This is a genomic window from Streptomyces sp. NPDC056373 (genome assembly GCF_042262425.1).
Classification (GTDB): Bacteria; Actinomycetota; Actinomycetes; order Streptomycetales; family Streptomycetaceae; genus Streptomyces.
Genome location: NZ_JBHJPX010000005.1, coordinates 220,352 through 238,266 on the forward strand (window position 1 = coordinate 220,352; position 17,915 = coordinate 238,266).

The following is a 17,915-nucleotide window of genomic DNA, read 5'->3' on the forward strand; positions in this document are numbered from 1 at the left end:
CGAACAGATGCCAGGCTCATGACAGAGCATGATCGAGTCAAGGGTGCCTCAGCGACACGCGAAAACCGGTGCCGGTCACCCAAATGGGCCTCGGCACCGGCTTTTTGACGTGGTGTGGGGTCAGCCCACCAGGTTGTCGGCCAGCTCCTCGCTGAGGTTGGCCTCCGTGCCCGGGATACCGAGGTCGGAGGCGCGCTTGTCGGCCATGGCCAGCAGGCGGCGGATCCGGCCGGCGACGGCGTCCTTGGTCAGCGGCGGGTCGGCGAGCGCGCCCAGTTCCTCCAAGGAGGCCTGCTTGTGCTCCATGCGCAGCCGGCCGGCGGCGGCGAGGTGCTCGGGCACGTCGTCGGCGAGGATCTCCAGGGCGCGCTGCACCCGCGCCCCGGCGGCGACGGCCGCGCGGGCCGAGCGGCGCAGGTTGGCGTCGTCGAAGTTGGCGAGGCGGTTCGCCGTGGCGCGCACCTCGCGGCGCATCCGGCGCTCCTCCCAGGCCAGCACCGACTCGTGCGCGCCGAGGCGGGTCAGCAGCGCACCGATCGCGTCACCGTCGCGGACGACGACGCGGTCCACGCCGCGCACCTCGCGGGCCTTGGCGGCGATCGACAGCCGGCGGGCGGCGCCGACCAGGGCGAGCGCGGCCTCGGGGCCCGGGCAGGTCACCTCCAGGGAGGACGAGCGGCCCGGCTCGGTGAGCGAGCCGTGCGCCAGGAACGCGCCACGCCAGGCGGCCTCGGCGTCGCAGGTGGCCCCCGAGACCACCTGCGGGGGCAGGCCGCGGATCGGGCGGCCCCGCCCGTCGACCAGGCCGGTCTGGCGGGCCAGCTGGTCGCCGCCCGCCACCACCCGCACCACGTAGCGCGAGCCGCGGCGCAGCCCGCCGGGAGCCATCACGATCAGCTCGGAGCCGTGGCCGAAGATCTCCAGGATGTCCCGCTTGAGACGGCGGGCCGCCATGGCCGTGTCCAGCTCCGCCTCGATCACGATCCGACCGCTCACCAGGTGGAGGCCGCCGGCGAACCGCAGGATGGCGGAGACCTCCGCCTTTCTGCAGCAGGTCCGGGTGACGGGGAGCCGGGAGATCTCGTCCTTCACCGCTGCCGTCATCGCCATGGGCCGATCCTTCCATGCATCCGAAAAATACGGTCGTACGCGGCGGCCAACAGCTCCGGGTCGTGCCTCGGGGTTCCGTCGGGTCTGGCCACGGGCGCCAGCTCGACCGCGGCCCCGAACCGCTTGGCGGCATCGGTCAGGGAGTCGCGGTCGGGCACGGCGGCCTCGTCGGCCAGCACCACGTCCAGGGCGAGTTTAGGGGCGTGTCGTCCCAAAACCTCCAAATGACGCTGCGGGGAGAAGCCCTCGGTTTCTCCGGGCTGCGGCGCGAGGTTCAGGGAGAGTACCCGGCGGGCCTTCGTCTGCGTGAGCGCGTCCAGCAGCTCGGGCACGAGCAGGTGCGGAATGACCGAGGAGAACCAGGAGCCGGGGCCGAGCACGACCCAGTCGGCGTCCAGGACGGCCTCGACCGCCTCGGGCACGGCCGGCGGGTCGTTCGGCACGAGGTGCACGGACTGCACCTCGCCGGGGGTGAGGGCGACGGTCGCCTGGCCGCGGACCGTGTCGACCTCCTCCGGACGCTCCGGGTCATGGCCCTTGACCAGGGCCTGGAGCTCCAGGGGCACGGCGGACATCGGCAGCACCCTGCCCTGGGCGCCCAGCAGCCGTCCGACCAGGTCGAGGGCCTGGACATGGTCGCCGAGCTGCTCCCACAGGGCGACGATCAGCAGGTTGCCGACCGCGTGCTCGTGCAGGTCGCCCTGGGACTGGAAGCGGTGCTGGATGACCCGGGCCCAGGTCTGGCCCCAGTCGTCGTCGCCGCACAGTGCGGCCAGCGCCTTGCGCAGGTCCCCGGGCGGAAGCACGCCCAGCTCGTCGCGCAGCCGGCCGCTGGAGCCGCCGTCGTCGGCCACGGTGACGACGGCGGTGAGGTCACCGGTGATCCGGCGCAGTGCGGCGAGCGAGGCGGACAGCCCCATGCCGCCGCCGAGGGCGACGACCTTGGGCTGGGTGCCCCGGCGGCGCGGTCTGCCGCCCCGGGCCTCGGCGGGCCGGCTGCTCTTTCCGCCGGTGGTGCCCTTGTCTCCGTTGCCTTCGGGCACCACCCGGCGCAGCCGGCTCAGCCGGGGAGTACGTCGTGTCATTCGCGTCCCATGTCCCGGTGGACGACCACCGTCTCCACGCTCTCGGCCGCGAGCCGGGCCGCGAGCTTCTCCGACATGGCGACCGAGCGGTGCTTGCCGCCCGTGCAGCCCACCGCGATGGTCACGTAGCGCTTGCCCTCACGGCGGTAGCCGGTGGCGATGAGCTGGAGCAGCTCGGTGTAGCGGTCGAGGAACTCCTTGGCTCCGGGCTGGTTGAAGACGTACCCGGAGACCTCCTCGTTGAGGCCCGTGAAGGGGCGCAGCTCCGGGACCCAGTGCGGGTTCGGCAGGAAGCGGCAGTCGACGACGAGGTCGGCGTCGACCGGGAGGCCGTACTTGTAGCCGAACGACATGACCGTCGCCCGCAGCTCCGGCTCCTCCTCGCCGGCGAACTGGGCGTCCATCTTGGCGCGCAGCTCGTGCACGTTCAGGCTGGAGGTGTCGATGACCAGGTCGGCGTCGCCCCGCAGCTCGCGCAGCAGCTCGCGTTCGGCGGCGATGCCGTCGACGATGCGGCCGTCGCCCTGGAGGGGGTGCGGGCGGCGCACCGACTCGAAGCGGCGGACCAGGGCCTCGTCGGAGGACTCCAGGAAGACGATCCGCCGTGTGACGTTCTTCGCCTCCAGGTCGGCGAGGGACTCGCGGAGGTTGTCGAAGAAGCGGCGGCCGCGGACGTCGACGACGACGGCGATCCTCGCCACGTTGCCCTGGGAGCGGGCGCCGAGCTCCACCATGGTGGGGATCAGCGCGGGCGGCAGGTTGTCGACGACGAACCAGCCGAGGTCCTCCAGACACTTCGCGGCCGTGGAGCGCCCGGCTCCGGACATGCCGGAGATGATCACCAACTCGGGGATGGCCGCGTCCGGGACCTGGGCCTTGTCGTTGGGGGTGCCCGTACTCACCTGTGCTCCGTCTCCGGCTTGCTCGTGTTGCCCGTCGTGCTCGTTCACATTCATGTCTCCTGCCCCCGTCGTTCGTCCGGGGCGCCCGCTGCCACGGGTTCCCCACTGGAACCCATGGTGCCTGGTTCCTCTTCGATGATCTCTCCGGTCGCCGTGTTGACGGCGGGTGCGGCCGGGGCCGAGGCGGCGAGGGCCACGGCGATCGTCTCGGCCGTCTTACGGCCTATGCCGGGGACCTCGCAGATCTGGTCGATCGTGGCGGATCGCAGTTTCTTCAACGAACCGAAGTGCTTCAGAAGTGCCTGCCTGCGCGTGTCCCCGAGGCCGGGGACGTCGTCCAGAGGGCTGGAGCGGAAGCGCTTGGACCGCTTGGTGCGCTGGTAGGTGATCGCGAACCTGTGGGCCTCGTCACGGACACGCTGGAGCAGATACAGGCCCTCGCTGGTGCGGGGCAGGACCACCGGGTCGTCGTCGCCGGGCAGCCAGACCTCCTCAAGGCGCTTGGCGAGGCCGCACACCGCGATGTCGTCGATGCCTAGTTCGTCCAGGGCGCGCCGGGCGGCGGCGACCTGCGGGGCGCCGCCGTCGACGACCACGAGCTGGGGCGGGTAGGCGAACTTCTTGGGGCGGCCGTCGTCCTCGGTGGGACCGGTCCCGACGATCTCGCCGTTGCCGTCGGTCATGGGTGCCGCGGCGTTCTCGCTGTCCGCCACGGGAGCCGCGGGGGTCCCGTCGCCGGTCACGGGAGCCGCGGGGGTCCCGTCGTCCGTCACGGATGCCGCGGCGTTCTCGCCGTCGGTCCACTCCCCCGTCTTCTCCTTCTCGGCGAGGTAGCGCCGGAAGCGGCGGGTGATCACCTCGTGCATGGAGCGGACGTCGTCCTGCCCGGCGAAGCCCTTGATCTGGAAGCGGCGGTACTCGCTCTTGCGGGCCAGCCCGTCCTCGAAGACGACCATGGACGCCACGACGTCGTCTCCCTGGAGGTGGGAGATGTCGTAGCACTCGATCCTGAGCGGGGCGCTGTCCAGGTCGAGGGCGTCGGCGATCTCCTCCAGGGCACGCGAGCGCGTGGTCAGGTCGGACGCGCGCTTGGTCTTGTGCAGCACGAGCGCCTGCTGCGCGTTGCGCTGCACGGTCTCCATGAGGGCCTTCTTGTCGCCGCGCTGCGGGATGCGCAGGGACACGCCGGAGCCGCGCCGGCCGGTGAGCCACTCCTGGACCGGCTCGACGGGGTCGGGCAGGGCCGGGACCAGGACCTCCTTGGGGACGGCGTCGCCCGTCTCCTCGCCGTACAGCTGCTGCAGGGCGTGCTCGACGAGGGCGCCGGTGGTGATCTCCTCCACCTTGTCGGTGACCCAGCCGCGCTGGCCGCGCACGCGTCCGCCGCGCACGTGGAAGATCTGGACGGCCGCCTCCAGCTCGTCCTCGGCGACCGCGATCAGGTCGGCGTCGGTGGCGTCGGCGAGCACGACCGCACTCTTCTCCATGGCCTTGCGCAGGGCCCCGATGTCGTCGCGCAGCCGGGCGGCCCGCTCGTACTCCATCTCGTCGGCCGCTTCCGCCATCTGCTTCTCCAGCCGGCGGATGTACGTGTTCGTACGGCCGGTCATGAAGTCGCAGAACTCGTCGGCCAGTTCCCGGTGCTCCTCGGCGGAGACCCGGTCCACGCACGGAGCCGAGCACTTGCCGATGTAGCCGAGGAGACAGGGGCGGCCGGTGCGGGCGGCGTTCTTGAACACGCCCGCGGAGCAGGTGCGCACGGGGAAGACGCGCAGCAGCAGGTCGACGGTGTCGCGGATCGCCCACGCGTGCGCGTAGGGCCCGAAATAGCGGACGCCCTTCTTCTTGTGACCGCGCATCACCTGTACGCGCGGGTACTCCTCGTTCATCGTCACCGCGAGGTAGGGGTAGCTCTTGTCGTCGCGGTACTTGACGTTGAACCGGGGGTCGTACTCCTTGATCCACGAGTACTCCAGCTGGAGCGCCTCGACCTCCGTGGACACCACCGTCCACTCCACGGACGCGGCCGTGGTGACCATGGAGCGGGTGCGCGGGTGCAGGCCCGCCAGGTCCTGGAAGTAGTTCGCCAGGCGCTGGCGCAGGCTCTTCGCCTTTCCGACGTAGATCACCCGGCGGTGCTCGTCACGGAACCTGTAGACCCCCGGCGAGTCGGGGATCTCACCCGGTTTGGGGCGGTAGCTGGAGGGGTCGGCCATGTCTCACACCCTACTGGCGAGCACCGACAGTCAGACGCGGCGGAGGGGCAGGATCAGGGGCCCGGCGGCGGGCAGTTTCCAACGGCATGGGCCGCCCGGGGGTTACGGGCCACCGGTAGCGGGAATGTGGCTCACCCACGGCACACTGCGACGCCCGGTGGGCGGAGTCCGTGCCGGTGCAGGCACAGGTTGTCGGTGCGGACCGGCCGTTTCCGGTGGGGAGCGGGCGGGCCACGGGTCGGAGGGCTGCGCAGATGAAGCGGATGCGGATCGAGAAAACCCGGCGGACGGTCCGTGCCCGCCGGTACGCGGACGAGCCGTTCGCGCTGCCCGACGCCCTGGACCCGCGCGATCCCGACATCGTGCGGGCCAAGCGCCTGGCTCTGCGGGAGCAGGGTGGAAACGACCACTCCTAACAGCACACGTCCACCACGAACGCCCGGGGCGCACGCCCCGGGCGTTCGCGCGTCCGGAACCGGGCCGGCCGGCAGGACCTGAGTCACTGTCCGGCATCAGGTGTTGTCGGGACCGGGTCAACACGCTTCAATGCGGGGGAACTCGGGCCCTGAACGACGGCGTACGGATGTGAAGACCTGCCCGCGCCTACGGGAGGGCCTCGCGCGAGCGGTCTGACCAGCCGTTGCCGACTCAGAGAAGAGGCCCCTGCATGCCGCACGCCCCACAGCACGCGGACGTCGCCACCGCGGAACTGGACTCGGCCCTGCGGGGCGGCCCCTTCCATGTCGCCCTGCGGGCCGCGATCGCCGCCCGCGGTCTGCCCCTGCAGCGCGTGCAGCACCATCTGTCCCGCCACGGTGTGAAGGTCGGCGTCACAAGCCTGAGTTACTGGCAGCAGGGGGCCCGGCGTCCGCAGCGCCCCGAGTCGCTGCGGGCCGTGCGCGCGCTGGAGGAGATCCTGGAGCTTCCCGAGGAGTCGCTGATCCGGCTGCTCGCCGAGTCCGGGGAGAGCCCGTCGGGGCTGAGGTCCGCCGCCCGCTCCTACCGCTCCCTCGTCGAGGCGTCCGGCGTCCTGGACCAGTTGCTGGCGGAACTGGACTGCCCGCCGGACGGGGGACTGCACTCCCTCGGCCACCACGACCGGCTCCGGATCGGGGCGCGACGCGAGCTGGCCGAGCGCGAGTCGCACCACATCGTGCGCGCCCACCGGGACGGCATCGACCGTTTCGTGGCCGTCCACCACGGCGACCGGGGGGCCGCACCGGAGCGCATGCGGGTGCACGCCCTGGAGAACTGCCGCATCGGACGGGTTCGTTGGCACCGTGACACGGGAGTCCTCGCGGCCGAGCTGCTCTTCGACACCCGGCTGCGGGCCGGCGACACCTTCCTGTTCCGCTACGGCGTCGAGGACGGCACGGCGGGTCCGTCACGCGAGTACGTGCGCGGTTTCGACTGCCCCGGTGGGCAGTACGCCCTCCAGGTGCGCTTCGACGCGGCGGCCCTGCCGGTGCGGTGCCACCGCTTCGCCCAGCACTCGGCTGCGGCGCCCCGCAGCGCGTGCCAGGACCTGGCGCTGAGCGGTCGGCACCGGTCGGTGCACCTGGTCGAGCCCCGGGTACGGGCGGGGTTCCTGGGGATCGGCTGGGACTGGGAGTAGCCACGCGGGCCACGGGATCCGCTGGGGCGGCCGGGGTCCGGCCGCTGCCACGGGACGGATGGGGCGGCTGTGACGTAAACGCTTGCGCAAACGTTTACGCCGGCCGCCGAATGCGATACGTTCCCCGCCGGAAGCGGAGGAGGGAACGTTCATGGCGACCATGGCGGACGTCGCGCGGTGCGCCGGTGTCTCTGTGGCCACGGTCTCGCACGTCCTGAACGGCACCCGGCCGGTACTGCCGCAGACCCGCCAGGCGGTGCTGGACGCCGTGGAGGAGCTCGGCTACACCACGAACACGCTGGCCCGTTCCCTGGTGACGGCCCGCACCCGGTCCATCGGGCTGGCGGTGTCGGCGATCAGCAACCCGTACTTCACGGAGATCCTCCAAGGCGTCGAGGCCGCCGCGCTGGAGGCCGGGTACAGCCTGCTGATCGCCGATCCGCACGACGACCCGGAGCACGAGCGCAAGGTCGTCCGGCTGCTGCACGAGCGCCGGGTCGACGGCATGATCGTCGCGCCCTCCGCCGATCCGCGCGGGCTGCTCGACTACCTCGGGCGGCACGACGTACCGGCGGTGCTCCTGGACCGGCTGGTGGCCGCGCCCGGCAAGGAAACGGGTCCCCTGCTCGACCAGGTGTGCGCCGACAACGCCGAACCGATGTCCCGGCTGGTCACCCATCTCGCCGGGCTCGGTCACCGGCGGATCGCACTGGTGGCGGGACGGCCGGGGCTCAGCACGACGAGCGAGCGGATCACCGGCTACCGCAGCGGCCTGGCGTTCGCCGGGCTTGCGTACGACGAGCGGCTGCTGGTGCACGGGGACTCGGAGTCCACGGGTGCCACGCAGGCGACCGAGGCCCTGCTGTCGCTGGGGGCGCCGCCCACCGCGCTGGTCACCGGCAACAACGCCATGACCATCGGGGTGCTGCGTGCCCTGAGCGCGCACGGCCTGTCGGTCCCGGACGACATCGCCCTGTGCTGCTTCGACGACTTCCCCTGGGCGGATCTGTTCTCGCCCCGGCTCACCGCGATCGCCCAGCCCGGCAGGGACATCGGCGCCCGGGCCGTCCGCGTGCTCCTGGAGCGTCTCGCCGAGCCGGACCGGCCCGTCCGGACCGTTCGTCTGCCCTGCACCTTCGTCCACCGCACATCCTGCGGCTGCCCCAGCCCGTCCGAGGAAGGAACCCCGTCGTGATCGTCGTCGCCGGTGAGGCACTGATCGACCTGGTACCGCAGGGCACGGGTGCCCTGGCGGCGCTGCGGCCCGCGCTCGGCGGCGGCCCGTACAACACCGCCGTGGCGCTGGGCCGCCTCGGCTCCCCCACCGCCTTCTGTTCCCGGGTGTCCTCCGACGCCTTCGGACAGGCGCTGGTGGAGCGGCTGAGCGCGACCGGGGTCGACGTGTCCGCGGTGCAGCGGGGCACCGAACCGACGGCGCTCGCCGTCGCCACGGTCGGCGCGGACGGCTCCGCGGCGTACTCCTTCTACGTCGACGGGACGGCCGACCGGCTCTTCGAGGCACCCTCCACGCTGCCGTCCGGTACCCGGGCGGTGTCCTTCGGCACCTGCTCGCTGGTGCTGGAGCCGGGCGCGAGCGCGTACGAGGAGATGATGCGCCGGGCGGCGGGGCAGGGCGTGTTCACCGCGCTGGACCCCAACATAAGGGCCGGGCTGATCCCGGACGCGGACGCCTACCGGGCGCGGTTCAAGAGCTGGCTGCCCTCGGTGTCGCTGCTCAAGCTGTCCGTCGAGGACGCGGAGTGGCTCGGGGGCACGCCCCGCGAATGGCTGGCGTCCGGCCCGGCGGCGGTGGTGATCACCCGGGGTGGTGACGGGCTGACCGCCTTCACCGCCGACGGGGAGTACACGGTGCCGGGCGAACGCATCGAGGTCGTGGACACGATCGGCGCCGGCGACACGGTCAACGCGGCCCTCCTGCACGGGCTCGCGGTGCGCGACGCCCTCAGCACACGGGGCCTGGCCGGGCTGGGCCCCGACGGCTGGAGGGAACTGCTGGGCTTCGCGGCCCGCGCGGCGGCGATCACCTGCTCAAGGGCGGGGGCGGAACCGCCGTACGCGCACGAGCTGGAGGGCTGACACGGGCGGGACGCCCATGGTGCCCGGGTCCGACGGGCGCTTCAGCCGGTCTCCCCCACCGCCCGCGGCGCTCCGGGACGGCGGCCGTTGAGGCGGTCCAGGACAGTGGCCGTGGCGACGTCCGTGGGCAGGTGGAGGACGAGGTGCTGTCCCTCGTCGGGAAGCGCGAGCGCCTCGTGCGGCAGGCGCAGGAACCGGCCTCAGGGTGCACGATGTGCTGGGATCCCGGCCCTCGCGGTGTCGCGGCCAGGCCGCCGAACCGGTCGGTGAAGTCCGCACCGGCCGTCACCGCCGGCTCGTCGGCCAGGTCGCCGAGGCAGGGGTCCCGCAGGGGGACGCCGTGCCGGAGCCGGGCGACGAGGTCGTCGGCTTACACGGTCCACGTCACGGTAGGCGCCGCGTGCCCGCTGGGGTTTCCCGGTCGAGCGGTGTTGCGTGGGCGGCCGAGGCAGGCACCGTGGGCGGCGCCTGCCTCCTACGCGACCTTGCTCAGAACTTGAGCTCCGGTGTGCGGTAGACCTTGCCGTTGCTCATCTGCCACCCGGTGGCGTGGTCACGGAAGCCCTTCGGGCACGTGTACGACTTCGAGAAGGTGTCGTAGCCGGCGATCGTGCCGTCCTTGAGGACCTTCGCGTCCTGGCCGTCGGGGCCGGCGCACGTGACGCCGAACTGGCCCTTGGCGGACTGGGAGGTCGTGTTCGAGAACTTGACCGTGACCTTGGCGCCACTGTGGCTGATGCAGCGCTTGGTCAGTTTGCCGCTGCAGTACCACTTGGTGGCGGCGTCCGCGGACGGCGAGGCCAGCCCGACGAGCGAGACCGTGGTCAGCGCCGCGAGGGCGAGATGGGCGAGTTTCTTCATGCGCGCTACTCCTGGAGAGCTGGTCGGATGCATGCGCCAACTCGGAAGCGCAGAGTGTGCCATCCCCCGATCGGCCGGGTCAGCCCATCAAGGCGACCGACGGTCCGTCAAGATCGTTCGGTCCCGTATGGCCTCATTTGGAGCGCTCCCCCGATGGATCTCCCCGAATGCTCCACATAGGCGCCGGGTGCCTCTTGTCGGCGTGATGGCGATAGGTCATCGAGTGGTCGATGAGTATGGCGACGACGAGTTTGCGACAGTTGCCGGCTTCGCCCTGCCGAAGCTGTCAACGACAGGGCGCAGGCGACAGCTTCCGACCCATCGGGAGCTGTCGCCTTCGCCTGCCCTCGCCTGCCCTCGCCTGCCCTCGCCTGCCCTCGCCTGCGGGGAACTCAGCCCTTGCTGGACCGGGTCGTCTTCTTCGCGGCCGTCTTGGTGGTCTTGGCCGCCGTCTTCTTGGCGGCGGCCGTGCCGGTGGCCGTCTTGCCGGTGACAGACTTGGTGGCGGTCTTGCGTGCCGATGCGGTCTTGGCCGCGACCGTCTTGCGGGCCGTCGTCCTGCGCGGCGCCTTCACCGAGGAAGCGTCGCTGACGCGGTCCGCGCCGAGGACCTCCCGCAGGAACTTGCCGGTGTGGCTGGCCGGGACGCCGGCCACCTGCTCGGGCGTGCCCTCGGCGACGACCAGACCGCCGCCGGCGCCGCCCTCGGGGCCCATGTCGACGATCCAGTCGGCGGTCTTGATCACGTCGAGGTTGTGCTCGATGACGATGACCGTGTTGCCCTTGTCGACGAGTCCGGACAGGACCGTCAGCAGCTTGCTGATGTCCTCGAAGTGCAGACCGGTGGTCGGCTCGTCCAGGACGTAGACCGTGCGGCCGGTGGAGCGCTTCTGCAGCTCGCTGGCGAGCTTCACGCGCTGCGCCTCACCACCGGACAGGGTGGTCGCGGCCTGGCCGAGGCGGACGTAGCCGAGGCCGACGTCCTTCAGTGTGTTGAGGTGCCGGGCGATCGCCGGGACCGCCTCGAAGAAGGAGGTGGCCTCCTCGATCGGCATGTTCAGCACCTCGGCGATGGACTTGCCCTTGTAGTGGACCTCCAGGGTCTCCCGGTTGTACCGGGCTCCGTGGCAGACCTCGCACGGGACGTAGACGTCCGGGAGGAAGTTCATCTCGATCTTGATCGTGCCGTCGCCCGCGCAGTTCTCGCAGCGGCCGCCCTTGACGTTGAAGGAGAAGCGGCCGGGCAGGTAGCCGCGGACCTTCGCCTCGGTGGTCTCGGCGAAGAGCTTGCGGATGTGGTCGAAGACGCCGGTGTACGTGGCCGGGTTGGAGCGGGGGGTGCGGCCGATGGGCGACTGGTCCACGTGGACGACCTTGTCGACGAGGTCGTCGCCGTCCACGCGCGTGTGCCGCCCGGGCACGCTCCGCGCGCCGTTCAGCTCGCGGGCCAGGTGCGTGTAGAGGATGTCGTTGACCAGCGTCGACTTGCCGGAACCGGATACACCGGTGACGGCCGTGAACACGCCCAGGGGGAACGAGACGTCGATGTCCTGGAGGTTGTTCTCCCGGGCGCCGTGCACCGTGAGCTGCCGGGAGGGGTCCAGCGGGCGGCGGATGTCGGGCAGCGGGATGGCTTTCCTGCCGGACAGGTACTGACCGGTCTGCGACTCGGCGTTGGCGAGGAGCTCCTTCAGGGAGCCGCTGTGGACGACCTTGCCGCCGTGCTCACCGGCACCGGGGCCGATGTCGACGATCCAGTCGGCGGTCTTGATGGTGTCCTCGTCGTGCTCGACGACGATGAGGGTGTTGCCCATGTCGCGCAGCCGGACCAGGGTCTCGATCAGCCGGTGGTTGTCACGCTGATGCAGGCCGATGGACGGCTCGTCGAGGACGTACAGGACGCCGACGAGGCCGGAGCCGATCTGGGTGGCCAGGCGGATGCGCTGGGCTTCGCCGCCGGAGAGGGTGCCGGCCGCGCGGTTCAGCGAGAGGTAGTCCAGGCCGACGTCGACCAGGAACCGCAGCCGCTCGTTGACCTCCTTCAGCACCCGCTCGGCGATCTTCTTGTCGCGGGCGGTGAGCTTCAGTTCGCCCAGGAAGTCCGCGCAGTCGCTGATCGACATCGCGGAGACCTCGGCGATGGACTTGTCCATGATCGTGACCGCGAGGACGATCGGCTTCAGGCGCGTGCCCTCACAGGTCGGGCAGGGCACCTCGCGCATGTAGCCCTCGAAGCGCTCGCGGCTGGAGTCGCTCTCGGCCTCGCTGTGCCGGCGCTTGACGAAGGGGACGGCGCCCTCGAAGGCCGTGGTGTACCGGCGCTCGCGGCCGTAGCGGTTGCGGTAGCGGACCTCGACCTGGGTCTTGTGGCCGTGGAGGAGGGCCTTCTTGGCACGCTGCGGCAGGCCTGCGAAGGGGATGTCCGTGCGGAAGCCCAGCGCGTCGGCGAGGGCGCCGATCAGGCGGCCGAAGTAGTCCTTGGTGTGTCCGTGCGACCAGGGGTGGATGGCGCCTTCGTCGAGGCTCTTGTCCGGGTCCGGGACGATCAGCTCCGGGTCGACCTCCATGCGCGTGCCGATGCCGGTGCAGTCGGGGCAGGCGCCGAAGGGCGAGTTGAAGGAGAAGGAGCGGGGCTCCAGCTCCTCGAAGGACAGGTCGTCGTACGGGCAGTACAGGTGCTCCGAGAACATGCGCTCGCGCTCGGGGTCGTCCTCGGGGAGGTCGACGAAATCGAGCACGACCATGCCGCCGGACAGGCCGAGGGCGGTCTCCACGGAGTCGGTGAGGCGGCGCTTGGCGCCGTCCTTGACCGTGAGGCGGTCGACGACCACCTCGATGGTGTGCTTCTCCTGCTTCTTCAGCGTGGGCGGGCTCGACAGCTGGATCGTCTCGCCGTCCACCCGCGCGCGGGAGTAGCCCTTGGTCTGGAGGTCGGCGAAGAGGTCGACGAACTCGCCCTTGCGTTCGCGCACCAGCGGCGAGAGCACCTGGAAGCGGCTGCCCTCCGGGAGCTCCAGGACCCTGTCGACGATGGCCTGGGGCGACTGGCGCGAGATCGGGCGGGCGCACTCGGGGCAGTGCGGCTTGCCGATGCGCGCGAAGAGCAGACGCAGGTAGTCGTAGACCTCGGTGATGGTGCCGACCGTGGAGCGCGGGTTGCGCGAGGTCGACTTCTGGTCGATGGAGACCGCCGGGGACAGGCCCTCGATGAAGTCGACGTCCGGCTTGTCCATCTGGCCGAGGAACTGCCGGGCGTACGAGGAGAGGGACTCCACGTAGCGCCGCTGGCCCTCCGCGAAGATGGTGTCGAAGGCCAGCGAGGACTTGCCCGACCCCGACAGGCCCGTGAAGACGATGAGCGAGTCGCGCGGGAGGTCGAGCGAGACGTTCTTGAGGTTGTGCTCGCGCGCTCCACGAACGATGAGACGGTCGGCCACGCCGGTCCGCACCTTTCTTGAGAGAAGTGACAGGGGCGGGGCCCCCGTCTTTCCCAGACTAGGGGGAGCCACTGACAACGCCGGTCGGGTTCACGGGTTGCCAACAAACCCCGGCTCTCCAGCATGCCCGACGCCACGTCCGACCATATAGCACGTGCTTTCGATTTACGGCACTGCTTCACCACCTTCACCCGAAGGAGTGGCGCGGTTAAGGTCAGCACCATGATTGATCACGCTCATGACCTGGCGTCTGTACGTGACGCGACGGAGCGGCTGCTGACCGCAGTCGGCAAACTGGACAACGCCTCTGTGACGGAGCCGTCACGGCTGCCCGGCTGGAGCCGCGGTCATGTCCTGGCCCACCTCGCCCGGAACGCGGACGCCCTGGTGAACGTGCTCGAGGGGCGCCCCATGTACGTGTCCGGCGACGCCCGGGACGCCGACATCGAGCGGGACGCACCGCGTGCCCTCGATGTCCAGCTCGCCGACCTGCGCGAGAGCGCCGCCCGCTTCCAGGGGACCGGGGACGCCCCGGCGGACTGGTCGCGCACGGTGGAGCTGCGCAACGGGGTCACGGACTCCGCTTCCCGGGTGCCGTTCCGGCGGTGGGTGGAGGTGGAGCTGCACCATGTGGACCTGGGCATCGGATACGAGCTGGAGGATCTTCCGGAGGACTTCACCGAGCGGGAGATCGGCTTCCTGGCCGACCGGTTCGCCGGGCACCCCGACGTCCCCGCCACTCACCTCACGGACGGCACGCGCGCGTGGAGCACCGGGCGCAAGCCCGGCGGGCAGGGGCCCGAGGTGACCGTCACGGGCCGCCCGGCCGACCTGCTGGGCTGGCTCGCGGGCCGCCGCGACGGCTCCGCGACGGCCTCGACCGGCGGCCCGCTTCCGGCGCTGCCGCCGCTATAGGCTGGCGGACATGACGTACAGCGGAGAGGTGACGGTCGGCGGACCGGCCGATGTGCACGAGCTCAAGGACCTGATGATCACCAAGATCGCCGTGGGTCCGATGAACAACAACGCCTATCTGCTGCGCTGCAGGGCCACGGACGAGCAGCTGCTGATCGACGCCGCGAACGAGGCGGAGACGCTGCTCGGCATGATCGGTGGCGACGGCATCGCGTCCGTCGTCACCACCCACCGGCACGGCGACCACTGGCAGGCGCTCGCCGAGGTCGTGGCAGCCACCGGCGCCCGCACCTACGCGGGCCGGGAGGACGCCGACGGCATCCCCGTGCCCACCGACGTGCCGGTCGACGACGGCGACACCGTCCGGGTGGGGCGCGTGGAACTCACCGCGCGCCACCTGGTCGGGCACACCCCCGGTTCGATCGCCCTCGTCTACGACGATCCGCACGGGCACCCCCATGTGTTCACCGGGGACTGCCTGTTCCCCGGCGGTGTGGGCAACACCCACCAGGACCCCGAGGCGTTCGCGAGCCTCATCCATGACGTCGAGACCAAGATCTTCGACGCCCTCCCGGACGAGACGTGGGTGTATCCGGGACACGGCGACGACACGTCCCTGGGCGCGGAGCGCCCGCATCTGCCGGAGTGGCACGCGCGCGGGTGGTGAGAGGCCGCGCGGGGCGCCTTCGCGATGAGTGAAGCCCTCGACGGTCCGAGCCTTTCGCCTTCGCGGTGAGCGGGGCGCCTCGGCATTCCGGATCGGGCGCTCGCGATGAGTGGCGCGCGCCGCGCACGCGCCCCGTGTGAATCGTTCGCACGCACCGGTGTCGTATGCGCGCTCCCCCCGTACGTAGTTGCGCAGTCAACTGGTCTCAGCCCCGCGCAGGATGACGGCTCCTGAGCGGATGGGCCGCCGGCCTGTCGATCCCCGCCCTCGGCCGGCGGCCCCGGCGCCTGCCGACACGACGGCGGGCGGGGCCCGTTCACACCGCCGCAACACCCGTTCCCACTATCCGGACAAGTGTTGCCGTGACCTCGACAAACGGGACCCTCGGCTGCCAATCTCCCGCCATGCAACCCGCCCCGCGTGCTCTGCGCCGCGCAGCCGTCGCCGTCGTCCTCCTCACCGCCGCCGCCGTGGGCTGCGCTCCGCAGCCGGAGGAAGCGGGCAAGCCGTCGTCGTCCGCCGGGAACGCCTGCGAGAAGGGCAAGTTGGCCACCCGGACCACGGGCAAGCTGACGATCGCCACCGACGAGCCCGCCTACGAGCCCTGGTTCAAGGACGACAAGCCTGCCAACGGCAAGGGCTACGAGTCGGCGGTCGCCTACGCCGTCGCCGAACGGCTCGGCTACGGCAAGGACAAGGTCGCCTGGCAGACCGTCCCCTTCAACAAGGCCTTCGCGCCCGGCGAGAAGACCTTCGACTTCGACATCAACCAGGTGTCCGTCAGCCAGGAGCGCAAGAAGGCCGTGGACTTCTCCTCCGGCTACTACGACGTACGCCAGGCCGTCGTCGCGCTGAAGGGCTCCAAGGCCGCGCAGGCGAAGAGCATCGCGGACCTGAGGGGTGTGAAGCTGGGCGCGCAGGTCGGCACCACCAGCCTCGACTACATCGACGACGTGGTGAAGCCCGAGCAGGCCGCTGCCGTCTACGGCAAGAACGACCAGGCCAAGTCCGCCCTGAAGAACGGCCAGGTCGACGCCATCGTCGTCGATCTGCCCACCGCCTTCTACATCACCGGCGCCGAGATCACCGGCGCGACGATCGTCGGACAGTTCGAGCACCAGGGCGGCACCCCGGAGCAGTTCGGACTCGTGCTCGACAAGGGCAGCGCGCTCACCTCCTGTGTCTCACGGGCGGTGGACGGTCTGCGCGAAGACGGCACGCTCGCGAAGATCGAGCAGCGGTGGCTGTCGGACGCGGTCGACGCGCCGGTGCTCAAGTGACGGTGCACAAGGAGGAGCTGGGCTCCGGCGAGCACGACACGGCGGACGGCTACGTCCCGTCACAGCGGCGCCTGGACAGGGAGCGCCACAAGCGCGCTCGCGCCCGGCGCGCGACGGCGATCGGCGCGCTCTCGACCTTCGTCACCGCGGTCGTCCTCTATCTGGTGGTCGTGGGCGCCCCGGGGTGGCCCCGCACCAAGGAGACCTTCTTCGACGGCGGGTACGCGCGCGAGGCGTTCCCGAAGGTCCTCGAAGGCCTGTGGCTGAACGTCCGGCTGCTGCTGATCTGCGGGGCCGCGGTGCTCGTCCTCGGCATGCTGATCGCCGTGGCCCGCACGCTGCGCGGGCCGGTGTTCTTCCCGCTGCGCTTCCTGGCCGCCGCGTACACGGACTTCTTCCGGGGGCTGCCGCTCATCATCAACCTGATGATCGTGGTCCTGGGTGTCCCCGCGCTGCGGCTCCAAGGGGTGACCGTCGACCCGGTGCTGCTCGGCGGCACCGCGCTCACCCTGACGTACTCGGCGTACGTCGCCGAGGTGTTCCGCGCCGGCATCGAGTCCGTGCACCCCTCGCAGCGCGCCGCGGCCCGCTCGCTGGGTCTGAGCAACCGCCAGGCGCTGCGGTACGTGGTGCTGCCCCAGGCGGTGCGCCGCCAGGTGCCGCCGCTGCTGAACGACCTGGTGTCGCTGCAGAAGGACACCGGGCTGGTCTCGATCGGCGGCGCCGTGGACGCCGTACGGGCCGCCGACATCATCGTGGGCCGCAGCCTCAACTACACGCCCTACATCGTCGCCGGGCTGGTCTTCGTGGCGCTGACCATCCCCATGACCCGCTTCACGGACTGGGTGACGGCACGGATGGACCGCCGCCGGGCCCAGGGAGGAACCGCATGAGCGAGACGCCCGTGCTGCGCATGGAGTCCGTCCGCAAGACCTTCGGCGGCTCGGTCGTCCTGCGGGACGTCGACCTGGAGGTCGCCCCGCACACGGTGACCGCGTTGATCGGCGCCTCCGGCTCCGGCAAGTCCACCCTGCTGCGGTGCGCGAACCTGCTGGAGGAGATCGACGACGGGGCGATCTGGCTCGACGACGAGGAGATCACCGACCCGCGCGCCGACCAGGACGCCGTGCGCCGCCGCGTCGGCGTGGTCTTCCAGGCGTACAACCTGTTCCCGCACATGACGGTCCTGGACAACATCACGCTCGCCCCGCGCCGCGTGCACGGTCTGCCCCGGGCCGAGGCCGAGGCACGCGCGCGTGAGCTGCTGGAGCGGCTGGGGCTCGGTGGGAAGGCCGGAGAGTACCCGGACCGGCTGAGCGGCGGCCAGCAGCAGCGCGTCGCGATCGTCCGCACCCTGGCCGTACGTCCGCGGTTGCTGCTGCTCGACGAGATCACCGCCGCCCTCGACCCCGAGCTGGTGGGTGAGGTCCTCACCGTGGTCCGAGGGCTGAAGGACGAGGGCATGACCATGGTGCTGGCCACGCACGAGATGGGCTTCGCACGGGAGGTCGCCGACCAGGTGTGCTTCCTGGACGGCGGCGTGGTGCTCGAGCGCGGCACCGCCGAGCAGGTCTTCGGGGAGCCGCGGCAGGAGCGCACCCGGCGCTTCCTGCGGCGGATCGTGGAGGCCGGGCGACTGTAGGAACCGGTTGTAAGGGGCGCTGGCTTAGGTCGGCGGGTCTTACCGGCGGGCTCACGCGTCCGCCCTGGCCGTGCGCGGCCTACGGGCG

At 71.2% G+C, this 17,915-nt stretch carries 15 protein-coding genes; 9 read left to right on the plus strand and 6 right to left on the minus strand.

All coding sequences use genetic code 11. The annotated features are described in order from the left end of the window. Nucleotides 1-120: 120 nt before the first annotated feature. The 4 genes from whiA to uvrC are packed head-to-tail and all read right to left on the minus strand — an operon-like array spanning nucleotide 121 to nucleotide 5,313. Complete coding sequence (whiA, locus tag ACFCXS_RS12475) at nucleotides 121-1,110, minus strand: DNA-binding protein WhiA (protein WP_033310739.1); 990 nt, start codon at nucleotides 1,108-1,110, stop codon at nucleotides 121-123. Next, nucleotides 1,101-2,195 carry a uridine diphosphate-N-acetylglucosamine-binding protein YvcK gene (gene yvcK, locus ACFCXS_RS12480; protein WP_376643215.1) on the minus strand — a complete coding sequence of 365 codons (1,095 nt, stop codon included), beginning with the start codon at nucleotides 2,193-2,195 and terminating at the stop codon, nucleotides 1,101-1,103. The genes whiA and yvcK overlap by 10 nt, the downstream gene beginning before the upstream one ends. Further along, the gene (rapZ, locus tag ACFCXS_RS12485) at nucleotides 2,192-3,151 is read right to left on the minus strand and encodes an RNase adapter RapZ (RefSeq protein ID WP_376643216.1); all 960 of its coding nucleotides are present in this window, start codon (nucleotides 3,149-3,151) and stop codon (nucleotides 2,192-2,194) included. The genes yvcK and rapZ overlap by 4 nt, the downstream gene beginning before the upstream one ends. Then, nucleotides 3,148-5,313: an excinuclease ABC subunit UvrC gene (gene uvrC, locus ACFCXS_RS12490; RefSeq protein WP_376643217.1), complete on the minus strand. Its 2,166-nt coding sequence runs from the start codon at nucleotides 5,311-5,313 to the stop codon at nucleotides 3,148-3,150. Before uvrC ends, rapZ begins: the two co-directional genes overlap by 4 nt. Nucleotides 5,314-5,576: 263 nt before the next feature. Here uvrC and ACFCXS_RS12495 point away from each other — a divergent pair, with 263 nt between their 5' ends. The 4 genes from ACFCXS_RS12495 to ACFCXS_RS12510 all read left to right on the plus strand — a co-directional run bounded on the left by ACFCXS_RS12495 (nucleotide 5,577) and on the right by ACFCXS_RS12510 (nucleotide 9,025). Then, nucleotides 5,577-5,729: a hypothetical protein gene (locus ACFCXS_RS12495; RefSeq protein WP_376643218.1), complete on the plus strand. Its 153-nt coding sequence runs from the start codon at nucleotides 5,577-5,579 to the stop codon at nucleotides 5,727-5,729. 251 nt (nucleotides 5,730-5,980) lie between these two features. Beyond that, nucleotides 5,981-6,928 carry a hypothetical protein gene (locus tag ACFCXS_RS12500; RefSeq protein WP_376643219.1) on the plus strand — a complete coding sequence of 316 codons (948 nt, stop codon included), beginning with the start codon at nucleotides 5,981-5,983 and terminating at the stop codon, nucleotides 6,926-6,928. Between the two features lie 151 nt (nucleotides 6,929-7,079). Beyond that, nucleotides 7,080-8,123, plus strand: coding sequence for a LacI family DNA-binding transcriptional regulator (locus tag ACFCXS_RS12505; protein WP_376643220.1), 1,044 nt, complete (start codon nucleotides 7,080-7,082; stop codon nucleotides 8,121-8,123). After that, nucleotides 8,120-9,025 carry a carbohydrate kinase gene (locus ACFCXS_RS12510; RefSeq protein WP_376643221.1) on the plus strand — a complete coding sequence of 302 codons (906 nt, stop codon included), beginning with the start codon at nucleotides 8,120-8,122 and terminating at the stop codon, nucleotides 9,023-9,025. The genes ACFCXS_RS12505 and ACFCXS_RS12510 overlap by 4 nt, the downstream gene beginning before the upstream one ends. Nucleotides 9,026-9,514: 489 nt before the next feature. Here ACFCXS_RS12510 and ACFCXS_RS12515 read toward each other — a convergent pair whose 3' ends face one another. Next, nucleotides 9,515-9,886 (minus strand): hypothetical protein, encoded by a 372-nt coding sequence (locus ACFCXS_RS12515; protein WP_376643222.1) that lies wholly within the window; start codon nucleotides 9,884-9,886, stop codon nucleotides 9,515-9,517. A 392-nt stretch (nucleotides 9,887-10,278) separates the two neighbouring features. Further along, nucleotides 10,279-13,323 carry an excinuclease ABC subunit UvrA gene (uvrA, locus tag ACFCXS_RS12520; RefSeq protein ID WP_376643223.1) on the minus strand — a complete coding sequence of 1,015 codons (3,045 nt, stop codon included), beginning with the start codon at nucleotides 13,321-13,323 and terminating at the stop codon, nucleotides 10,279-10,281. Between the two features lie 222 nt (nucleotides 13,324-13,545). Between uvrA and ACFCXS_RS12525 the strand changes: the two genes are divergently transcribed. The 5 genes from ACFCXS_RS12525 (at nucleotide 13,546) to ACFCXS_RS12545 (ending at nucleotide 17,827) form a co-directional block, all read left to right on the plus strand. Continuing rightward, nucleotides 13,546-14,238 (plus strand): maleylpyruvate isomerase family mycothiol-dependent enzyme, encoded by a 693-nt coding sequence (locus ACFCXS_RS12525; protein ID WP_376643224.1) that lies wholly within the window; start codon nucleotides 13,546-13,548, stop codon nucleotides 14,236-14,238. A 10-nt stretch (nucleotides 14,239-14,248) separates the two neighbouring features. Then, the gene (locus ACFCXS_RS12530; protein ID WP_376643225.1) at nucleotides 14,249-14,905 is read left to right on the plus strand and encodes an MBL fold metallo-hydrolase; all 657 of its coding nucleotides are present in this window, start codon (nucleotides 14,249-14,251) and stop codon (nucleotides 14,903-14,905) included. 404 nt (nucleotides 14,906-15,309) lie between these two features. Further along, nucleotides 15,310-16,185, plus strand: coding sequence for an ABC transporter substrate-binding protein (locus tag ACFCXS_RS12535; protein ID WP_376643226.1), 876 nt, complete (start codon nucleotides 15,310-15,312; stop codon nucleotides 16,183-16,185). Next, nucleotides 16,182-17,078, plus strand: a complete 897-nt coding sequence (locus ACFCXS_RS12540; protein ID WP_376643227.1) for an amino acid ABC transporter permease — start codon at nucleotides 16,182-16,184, stop codon at nucleotides 17,076-17,078. The genes ACFCXS_RS12535 and ACFCXS_RS12540 overlap by 4 nt, the downstream gene beginning before the upstream one ends. Beyond that, entirely contained in the window at nucleotides 17,075-17,827 is a 753-nt protein-coding gene (locus tag ACFCXS_RS12545; RefSeq protein ID WP_376643228.1) for an amino acid ABC transporter ATP-binding protein, read from the plus strand. The genes ACFCXS_RS12540 and ACFCXS_RS12545 overlap by 4 nt, the downstream gene beginning before the upstream one ends. The last annotated feature ends 88 nt before the right edge of the window (nucleotides 17,828-17,915 follow it).